Consider the following 8,220-nt stretch of genomic DNA (forward strand, 5'->3'; position numbering starts at 1 on the left):
TTACAGAATGTATCCATACATTTGGTTTTTCATATAACCCCATATCTGAGTAAAACTGCTATTATTCCCAATACAAGCAGATGCCCACAATACAGCCAGTAGAAAGTTTGTCGCGGTAAAAAGCGTTTCCCTGTTACTTCAATGCTATCGGTTAAAGTCAGCACAAATAGCGGTAAACACAGCGTGGGTATAATGGCGAAAACGACCACTTCAATTATCGGCACTGTCATCAATGAAGCAGCATTTAAACTGATCAGTGATATAACCCAAAGTAATAGAGCTACTCTTCCTGGTGTTATGCTGGCTAGCATCAGAACTGAGATCAACACAAAGACAATACCCGCTAACCCATAACTGGCCAATGAGAGTGGCCACGCGAAAAGGGCGATTAGCAGAATGCTTTTTATCCAGGAATACTTCGTCCGGGAATAGACCCACGCGATCAGCTGGCTGCACACGAAAAAGACAAATAAGATATTCAACGCGTACCAGGGTTGATGGCCATAAAAGGCAAAGGCAAAGAAGGGCTGGGTAATGATCGCCCACTTCCATTGCCGCTTCGCCAGTTCCTGAGCACGGCCCGGCTGTTTCGCCATGTTGAACGCAAAGATAAGCGCAAACAGCGGCATGGCCATGCGGCCAACGGCGTAGAGCAGTAGGCTCGAGGGCGACAACAGAATGTCATTCATATGATCGATAAGCATGGCGATCAGGGCCACGCATTTCAGCACGTCCATGCTAAACGGGGTCATTCTTTCAAAGTAGCCAGGAACCGCCCTCACCTGCCCTATGAGCATCTATTCAGCCTCTTCACGTAGTTTCTTGCAGACCCGGTTAACCGTACTCAGCGACGCGCCGCTGATGCGGGCGACGTCGGCCAGGCTCTTTCCGCTCTTTCGTAGCGTCATGATCACCATATGCAAATCTTCGTCAGCCCTGCGTCCGTGAAACTTCCCCTCGGCCTTGGCTTTGTCAATGCCCTCGCATTGCCGTCGGCGGCGGTCTTCATAGTCTTTACGTGATATCGCGGCCAGCATGTCTAACATCATGCCGTTGATAGCCCGGAGCATCGCCCCCTGAAAATCATTTCCGCTCTTATCAGTTAACGCCATTTGGCTGGTGGGTAAATCTAAGCTCACGACAGCCAGCTGCTTCTCGTTAATGATTGTTTTTAGCGCTCCCCAGTCATCCTCTGATAAACGAGATAACCTATCGACCTGTTCAACCAGGATAACGTCACCTTTATCTGCGTCATCCAGCATGCGCATGAGTTCGGGTCTCTGAAGCGAGGCTCCGGACTCATTCTCGATATACCAGGCGGCAACTCGGTGCCCATTGTCCTCCGCGAATGCCTTCATCCGTTTTTGTGCTCTTTTAGCATCCTGACTTTTTGTTGAAGCCCTGAGATATCCAAAAATGTACATAAATGCCCCTTAAAATGTCATTAAGGTTATATCACAATACATAGTGTCATTTAGGTAGTTTCTTTAGCTAAATTCAGCTATAATTTTATTATTCTTTTTGGGTATACAAGACAGAAAATTGCGCTGCTTTAATTCTGTTAAATATTGAAGGTAATACCTCTCCAAAATTAACGTAGTGCTGTCTATTTCTTTCTCTGAATAATGGTTCTGATGAATGCCGATGATATATGCAGTGCCAGCTCAGCATCATATTCGAGTACTGAAGACGCCTTATCACTGCCGTGTCTAACAGCGGGTTCTGCATTTGTATAGGCGTAAAACTTTTCTATGACCGTAATAAGAAGCGGTGAGACCACACTCTCCTTTCTCATTTGTTTTAGCGCATCCCCCAACGTTGAAGCGGACGGATAGTACGTCCGGCATACGCTCTCTACGGCACTGATAGATTCTTTAATCGAATTCTCCGGATCTTTATGCGAACCCAACGCAAAGTAACGAGCCTTAGCGTAATGTTTTCTGGCTGGTTCAAATCGGTCCTGAAGGGAAGCGTCAGCTTGGTTGATCTTAAGCTCAAGATCGCTGGGAAGTGGAGTCTCTAAGCTGGATGACTCACTGAGTTTCCATTCAATTTTATGCGTAGAAAACAGGTCATTCACTTTTTGGCGGTAAGAAGCAAAACTTAGTTCCTCATAGGCCTTCTGCCCCCACGAGAAGGGGCGTTTTGCATCGCTCTCCTTCAGTTGTTGGCCGATAATCTCAACCGCATCATAAAATTGATACCACGGTAGATATTGAATTATGCCTTTGAGTGCCTCGTGGCAATAAAAGGAGTCCAAATCTTGCTGATCTGTTTCCTGTCCATTTTGGGCACAAAGACTTTCTATCAGGTTTTTAATCCCTAGTGGGCGGTTCTCAGTGTTTTGAACCCTGCTGTCGCCGTCCACGTAAATCAGTTTGTCGAGAATGGAAGCAAAGAACATCGATTTCAGCCAAGATGGGGCATCCTCGCGTATCGGTTCATTTTTATAGTCCGGATCAAAACCGTGTCGGTAAGAAAATTTCATCCTTCTTCTCCACTGAAAAACAATGCTTTACGGTTAGCTGATTTAAACGGTGTTCAAGTTTCTTCATCAAGATGTCTGTCTAAGCATGGCCACCGCGTCTGCGCCAGGCATTGAGAACTGCACCCGGTGGCGTGCCGCCACGTCCAGCGCAAATATCCGCGTATAGACTTCGGTCGACTTCATGCTTTTGTGCCCCATCAGCCCCTGCAGTACCTTCAGCGGCACGCCGAGTACAACATGTGCATGGCGTAGCTGTGCCGCAGTGTGTGCGGCGTGACCGGAACCGAGAAGGTGACGCCGTCACCGGCGGCGCGAGCCACTGCGTCGTTCAGCCAGGTGCGGACCGTGCGGTCGGTCACCTCCCAGAGGCGCGCTGGCTCCATGCGGCCGGTGCGCCTGTTTTTACGCTCGAGCGGAATGCGCAGCGTGGCGATCATGCTGTTGAGCCGGTTGAGATAATGGTTATCGGACAGCGGGACCAGCCGGTGGGGGATCGTCTTTTTCGACGGCGCGCCCGGGCCGCGCGCGGCCTTTTCCTGCCGCTGCTTCAGCGTGGCCAGCGACACGTAGGGGTAAGGTGAGGTCAGGGAAAAATCCGCCCGCGTCAGGGCCAGCCCTTCGTTAATGCGCGCGCCGGTGTTCCACAGCGTATCGATGCAGGTCTGCTGATACAAATCCGGCAGGTAGTGCAGCAAGGCCCCCACTTCTACCGCAAGCAGATACTCCGGCATATCGCCATGTGCCTGGGCCATGCGGCGCAGGGCCAGCGCGGCCGGATAGTCAATGGCGGTGGAGAGCTGCGTCGGCGAAGACTGGCCGTAAAGCGTCATACCTGTCATCGTCTGTAAATTCCTCAGTTACCGGTAGGTAAGTAATATCGCGTAATGCGTTCAATCGTGCTGGCAGTTATTCGATGTCAGCGCGCATGTCTGCATCACGTTCCAGCAGACAGCGCAGGCTGTTGTCTATTCCATCCAGGCAATCGGAAGCTGCCCCCATTTTCTCACCAAACAGGCGGGTGTTAATGTAACGGACCCCCTCGAGGCTGCGTGTGCCGTCATTCTTGCGGGCATAGCGGAAATCGGTGGCGCGCTGATCGGCCAGGTGAAGCTCCTTAACCACCTCTTTCACTGGACGAAAATCAGACGGCCTGTAACTATCATCGACTTCCATTACGAGTCTTTGTGCAACGGACCAAAGAGAGTTCAGATTGTGGTCGTCCTTTTTGTAGGCGTACTTTTCCGGTTCATCAGCCAATCCCAGAGCCAGGGCAATAATTTGCTTGATGAGTAACTCGATATGATGCCGATAAAGAAATACCACCGGATAAACCAAAAAATCCTGATCCCGACCGGATTCGTCAACGTGCCGGATGAGAATCTCCGCCGCCCTCCGGTAGCCTTCGGTATACGCTGTCCCATGATCTGGCATGTAGTTGAGGCAGGCGTTGTTGTGCCAGTCGCTGCCGCTCGCCAGCAGTCCGGGCCGGGCGTCTTTTCTACTGTTCTTCCTGCTCATCGCGCCTCCGCTCTCTTGCAGACCTACATCCCACCTTGTTCTGCCACAATCTCCTGCGCGATCGCGCAGAACTGCTCATGCTCGGTTTCCAGGTAGTGGTAATAGATGCGGGCATCGCGCTCGGTCAGCCCGCGCGGGTTGCCGGTAAAATAGCCGCGCAGTACCTCTATGGCGTGGCGGTAGGTGGCCAGGTCATACGCCCAGTCCGCGAGCTCGCCGGCCGCGTCCAGCTCCTGCCCAAACTCCACGTACTTCTGCTCCAGGATATCCAGCCCAAGCTGGGTGGCCGCATGCACGTTACTCTCGTTCAACACGGCGACCGCGTTGCGGATCTTTTCAAACTGATAGCCGAACCCTTCTTTTCCGGTGATCGATGCAAACATGCTTTTCTTCCTTTGGCCATTGTGCCGGTGAACATTGAGAAAGGTGACGTTCAGTGATGGTATTCAGGTCTGATAAATGAAGGGGAGATAATAAGCAAGAATATAGTCACTTAACTCACTCTCACTATACTGAAAAATAGCCTGATAATTTTCACGGAACGCAATTAGTGACGGCACCCGTTGCACAGTTCCGAGTTATTCCCCACAGGCCGTTTTCGGAAGTGTAGCACGGGTGATTCACGCCGCCCAGCCGCGTTCAGGCGTCTTACGCCCGCACTGAAAACCCTCCGCTATACTTTATATAGTGTTTTAAAAATAAATATTTCCTACATATGCGAATTTTGCGCAAAAAGCCGCCACCCTCTTTGCGGAGATCCGGTAATACCAGAAACCGGATCTGACCGGTGAGCCCCTGTATGTATTATTTGTATTATCTATTTTTCACGCCGGAAGTAAGATGACCGCATTCCCGAATGACCGGAGTCTATTCATGACCACGCTATCCCCGTACACCGTCCGCCGTATTGAAGACCCCGCCGCCCTGATTGCCGCCGGCAACAGTAACTCGAACATCGAGCAGCCCCGTCAGCATGCGCTGGCCAGCCATGACGGGAAGGAGAAGATATGAGAGAAAAAACCGCGTTTCACATTAGAGCGTTTCGTCAGGCACTAGAGAAGGCAGCCCGAGAGCAGCCTGAAGAATGCAGAGAAGGAGAACGCTGGTGTGAGTTGAAAAACTTCCCGGCCGGCAGCTGTGACCTGGCCAGTAATTGCCTGGTGCAATACCTTAAAGACTGCGGAGAAAAAGGGGAACCTGTCATTCTGTTTATGTGCGGGAATGAGACTTTCCGTGAGGCAGAAAATTCGACTGTTCATGGTCATGTCATCGTCATACTTGACGGCGAGTACATCGATTTGACGCTGGACCAGTTTGATGAATATACGGACTACATACCTGCTGAGCCATTTGAAACCGGCGGTGTCCTTGGTACGCTGCTGAGAAAAATCCCTCAATATGAAGGAGAAATCGAGACTCGCCGGATAAACCTCGATCGTATCGAAGGAATTTACGAGTGGTTACGGGACCGCGCCGACACAATACTGAAGGCAGATCCTGAATGGCAGTCCCGGGAACAGTCCATAGCGGAGGCCAGGGAAGTAGCTATTAGGTTGTTCCCATTTCTTTCAACGACTTCACAAACCGGAGCTGACCTTCCGGGAGTGGACAAATGAAAATTTTTCATTACACCGACCTTAATGGCCTTAAGGGCATCATCGAATCAGGCTCACTGTGGGCGACTCACTTTTCCTTCCTTAATGACAGTAATGAGCTGATTCACCGCATGAACTGCCTTGAGAATGCCCTGCAGTACCTTAGGGTATCCCTCAGTTATGCGCTGTTTTCGAGGCCGCCGGCCTGGACTATCAAACGCTGCTGCCGCTACGGCGCAGCCTGTACTTTATGACCGACGAGGCTCGGTTCTGGCAACAAGTCGATGAAATGCAGGAGGCCCGCAAGTTGCCGCCACTTGACCGGCCGCAGTTCTGATATTGCGGCATGAGAAAGGCCATCCCTGGGGATGGCCTGTGGCATAACAACCTGTCGGGTCTGCAACATCCGGGCCGAACCCGTTAATCCCGTTACGTCAGACAGAAGCAAACGTAAACCCGTTGAGCTCAGGGCCTTCCCTCGCCAGCTGGCTGAGTAACCCGACGTTGATGAGCCGGGAAAGGTTAATCATGCCAATCAGATCTGCGTCTTCATAAAAAGACTGGATCTGCGCAATCATCCCCTCAGGCTCGAGGAAACGATGCCCCCCGACGGTCGCGCGGCAGGCTTCATGCACCAGGGCAAAATCGTTGCCGGCCAGGCTCCGGTACAGCATACCGGCGGTGAACCCCGAAGATTCACCATGAAAGAACGGCACTTTTTTTCGGCTGGCAAGGGATTCACCTACAGTGGGCAGGAGACCTTGTCTCACAATCGATTTATCCAGCAGCAGAGTGGCCCGTAACGCGTCAGGAATGCTTTCTGACAGGTTGATCAGGGGGTTAGAAAGAAAGGGGACGCGATTTTCAAGAGAAAATAGGGAAGAGATGCGATCCTCATTATGTAAGTTATAGTCATGAAGGTCGCGGCGTTTTAGTTTTTGATAAAAAGACCAGTAGTCTTCGTTGCCGAGAAGGCTTTCGGATGAGACGAACGCCGAGTCAAAGAGTTTATAGTCACTCAGTTCCTGCCAGGCCTTCAGGTTCACACATCCGGGTGATTCCAGATCGTATTTTTCTTTCAGATACCGCAGCGACTCTTCGACGCTCAGCCAGGGATCTTCTTCATCAAAAACAAACGATTGGGTATATCCCCCAAAAAGCTCATCGCTGCCGTTACCCGACAGCACCACGCGCACGTCCGGCGTATGTGCTTTGATGTATGAGTAGATGCAAGCCTTATAAATCTGTTCTGCACCAAAGTAGGGGCTTTCACTCGCCCACAGCAGCGTTTTCCAGTCCTCCGGCAGAACCGTCATTTGCGAGTCGACATAAACCTTATGCAGCGGAACACCGAACTGTTCGGCTGCAGCGATGGCTCCGCTGGCGTCTCCTGATTCTTCGGTGCCGGGCGAGATAAGCGTATATGCGACCACGTTGTCATCCTTCAGGGCGGCCAATACGCCAATGGAGTCGATCCCCCCGCTAAGCAAGATGCCTGTCCGGCCGGATGGCGAGAGCTGCTGCCGGCAACTGGCCTCAAAGGCCCTCGAGAATTCGGCAATGAAACAGGATGGCGTAGTCAACGGTGGCATGTTCTCCGGCGTGCCGGAATAGTAGCGGACAACCTCAATACTTCCGGTGGACACATTGTATTTCACCATGCTTCCCGGAGGGACTGATTTAACCCGTGCGAAGACGTTACGGTATTTTAAGGCGTCATAGCCGACATCGCCGCGCAACCACGGGTCATTCAGCATTTCAGCACAATCAATATTCTTGTCCGGAAGAAACGGCAATACCCCCTTTGCCTCAGAGGAAAAGAAAATATCCCCCTCTTCATCCACGCTGTAGAACAGGGGTTTGATACCCAACGGATCGCGGATCAGTGAGATTTCATTTCGTTGCTTGTCATAAATGACGATGGAAAACATGCCTTCCAGCTGGCCGACAAATTGCTCCCCAAAGCATTGGTAGAGCGTCGGGATCACCGCGCAGTCAGAATCATTTTGATAAAAATAAGCGGAATACCGGGTTCTTAAATCCTGATGGTTATATATTTCAGCATTCGCGAAGGTAATAACGGTACCATTTTCATTCGATAACGGTTGCGACCCGTTATGTCGTGAAACAATAGCCAGGCGATTGAAAACGGCGGAGAATCCCTCATGGCGATAATGGGTTGTTTCATCGGGGCCTCTAAACTGATGTTTCTGTGCCGACTCCCATAACGTCCGCTCATGCCTGGCGGGGTGCTTTGAATAATACCCTACGATTCCGCACATATTCTGTTATCCTTTAAAGAAAGTGGCGATTTCCTTTCCTTCACGCTTTTCAATAGCCATGCGGATACCAAATATCGCGGCATGATGATGGGCAAGATCGGATACATAGCGATAATAGACGTCAATGTCGACGTCATACAGATAAAAAGCATCAGGTATATGGTTTTTATCTGTCATATATAAGCGCGAAATCACTGAAATGGACTGCGAGTTTTCTACCATTTCCACCTCACTGTAAAGAAGCTTCCGTCCTTCTGAAAAATGCCTGGCATATTCCGAAAGAGTCGGTGTCTGTCCATTAAATAAGAAAAGATCATACCCTCTTGCTGTTGCCTGT

General features: G+C 50.8%; 10 protein-coding genes and 1 pseudogene. 3 read left to right on the top strand and 8 right to left on the bottom strand.

Annotated elements, in window-relative coordinates:
• Positions 1-29: 29 nt before the first annotated feature.
• The 6 genes and pseudogenes from J1785_RS05965 to J1785_RS05990 form a co-directional block, all read right to left on the bottom strand.
• Entirely contained in the window at positions 30-797 is a 768-nt protein-coding gene (locus J1785_RS05965) for a TraX family protein (RefSeq protein WP_217219025.1), read from the bottom strand.
• Entirely contained in the window at positions 798-1,424 is a 627-nt protein-coding gene (locus J1785_RS05970; RefSeq protein ID WP_217219026.1) for a recombinase family protein, read from the bottom strand.
• A gap of 182 nt (positions 1,425-1,606) precedes the next feature.
• Positions 1,607-2,488 carry an AbiJ-NTD4 domain-containing protein gene (locus J1785_RS05975; RefSeq protein ID WP_217219027.1) on the bottom strand — a complete coding sequence of 294 codons (882 nt, stop codon included), beginning with the start codon at positions 2,486-2,488 and terminating at the stop codon, positions 1,607-1,609.
• A 66-nt stretch (positions 2,489-2,554) separates the two neighbouring features.
• Positions 2,555-3,327, bottom strand: a pseudogene (locus J1785_RS05980) (tyrosine-type recombinase/integrase).
• A 67-nt stretch (positions 3,328-3,394) separates the two neighbouring features.
• Entirely contained in the window at positions 3,395-4,006 is a 612-nt protein-coding gene (locus tag J1785_RS05985) for a hypothetical protein (RefSeq protein WP_217219028.1), read from the bottom strand.
• Between the two features lie 23 nt (positions 4,007-4,029).
• Entirely contained in the window at positions 4,030-4,389 is a 360-nt protein-coding gene (locus J1785_RS05990) for a hypothetical protein (RefSeq protein WP_217219029.1), read from the bottom strand.
• Between the two features lie 490 nt (positions 4,390-4,879).
• Here J1785_RS05990 and J1785_RS05995 point away from each other — a divergent pair, with 490 nt between their 5' ends.
• The 3 genes from J1785_RS05995 to J1785_RS26685 are packed head-to-tail and all read left to right on the top strand — an operon-like array spanning position 4,880 to position 5,855.
• On the top strand, positions 4,880-5,017 hold the full coding sequence (locus J1785_RS05995; RefSeq protein ID WP_217147097.1) for a hypothetical protein: 138 nt from the start codon (positions 4,880-4,882) through the stop codon (positions 5,015-5,017).
• Positions 5,014-5,622 carry a hypothetical protein gene (locus tag J1785_RS06000; RefSeq protein ID WP_238483096.1) on the top strand — a complete coding sequence of 203 codons (609 nt, stop codon included), beginning with the start codon at positions 5,014-5,016 and terminating at the stop codon, positions 5,620-5,622. Before J1785_RS05995 ends, J1785_RS06000 begins: the two co-directional genes overlap by 4 nt.
• On the top strand, positions 5,619-5,855 hold the full coding sequence (locus J1785_RS26685) for a hypothetical protein (RefSeq protein ID WP_238483097.1): 237 nt from the start codon (positions 5,619-5,621) through the stop codon (positions 5,853-5,855). The genes J1785_RS06000 and J1785_RS26685 overlap by 4 nt, the downstream gene beginning before the upstream one ends.
• Before the next feature lie 180 nt (positions 5,856-6,035).
• Here J1785_RS26685 and asnB read toward each other — a convergent pair whose 3' ends face one another.
• Together asnB and J1785_RS06015 are read right to left on the bottom strand one after the other, a co-directional pair.
• A complete protein-coding gene (gene asnB, locus J1785_RS06010; RefSeq protein WP_217219030.1) occupies positions 6,036-7,883 on the bottom strand; it encodes an asparagine synthase (glutamine-hydrolyzing) in 1,848 nt (615 codons plus the stop codon).
• 6 nt (positions 7,884-7,889) lie between these two features.
• Positions 7,890-8,220: hypothetical protein (locus J1785_RS06015; RefSeq protein ID WP_217219031.1), on the bottom strand; the 331-nt coding region annotated here is incomplete at its 5' end.

Source organism: Rahnella perminowiae (assembly GCF_019049755.1).
Classification (GTDB): Bacteria; Pseudomonadota; Gammaproteobacteria; order Enterobacterales; family Enterobacteriaceae; genus Rahnella; species Rahnella perminowiae.

Excerpts from the sequence above, each read along its gene's own strand:
- J1785_RS05985 (WP_217219028.1), bottom strand. The coding sequence starts at position 4,006 with ATGAGCAGGAAGAACAGTAGAAAAGACGCCCGGCCCGGACTGCTGGCG.
- J1785_RS05975 (WP_217219027.1), bottom strand. The coding sequence starts at position 2,488 with ATGAAATTTTCTTACCGACACGGTTTTGATCCGGACTATAAAAATGAA.
- asnB (WP_217219030.1), bottom strand. The coding sequence starts at position 7,883 with ATGTGCGGAATCGTAGGGTATTATTCAAAGCACCCCGCCAGGCATGAG.
- J1785_RS05995 (WP_217147097.1), top strand. The coding sequence starts at position 4,880 with ATGACCACGCTATCCCCGTACACCGTCCGCCGTATTGAAGACCCCGCC.
- J1785_RS05970 (WP_217219026.1), bottom strand. The coding sequence starts at position 1,424 with ATGTACATTTTTGGATATCTCAGGGCTTCAACAAAAAGTCAGGATGCT.
- J1785_RS05965 (WP_217219025.1), bottom strand. The coding sequence starts at position 797 with ATGCTCATAGGGCAGGTGAGGGCGGTTCCTGGCTACTTTGAAAGAATG.
- J1785_RS06000 (WP_238483096.1), top strand. The coding sequence starts at position 5,014 with ATGAGAGAAAAAACCGCGTTTCACATTAGAGCGTTTCGTCAGGCACTA.
- J1785_RS26685 (WP_238483097.1), top strand. The coding sequence starts at position 5,619 with ATGAAAATTTTTCATTACACCGACCTTAATGGCCTTAAGGGCATCATC.
- J1785_RS05990 (WP_217219029.1), bottom strand. The coding sequence starts at position 4,389 with ATGTTTGCATCGATCACCGGAAAAGAAGGGTTCGGCTATCAGTTTGAA.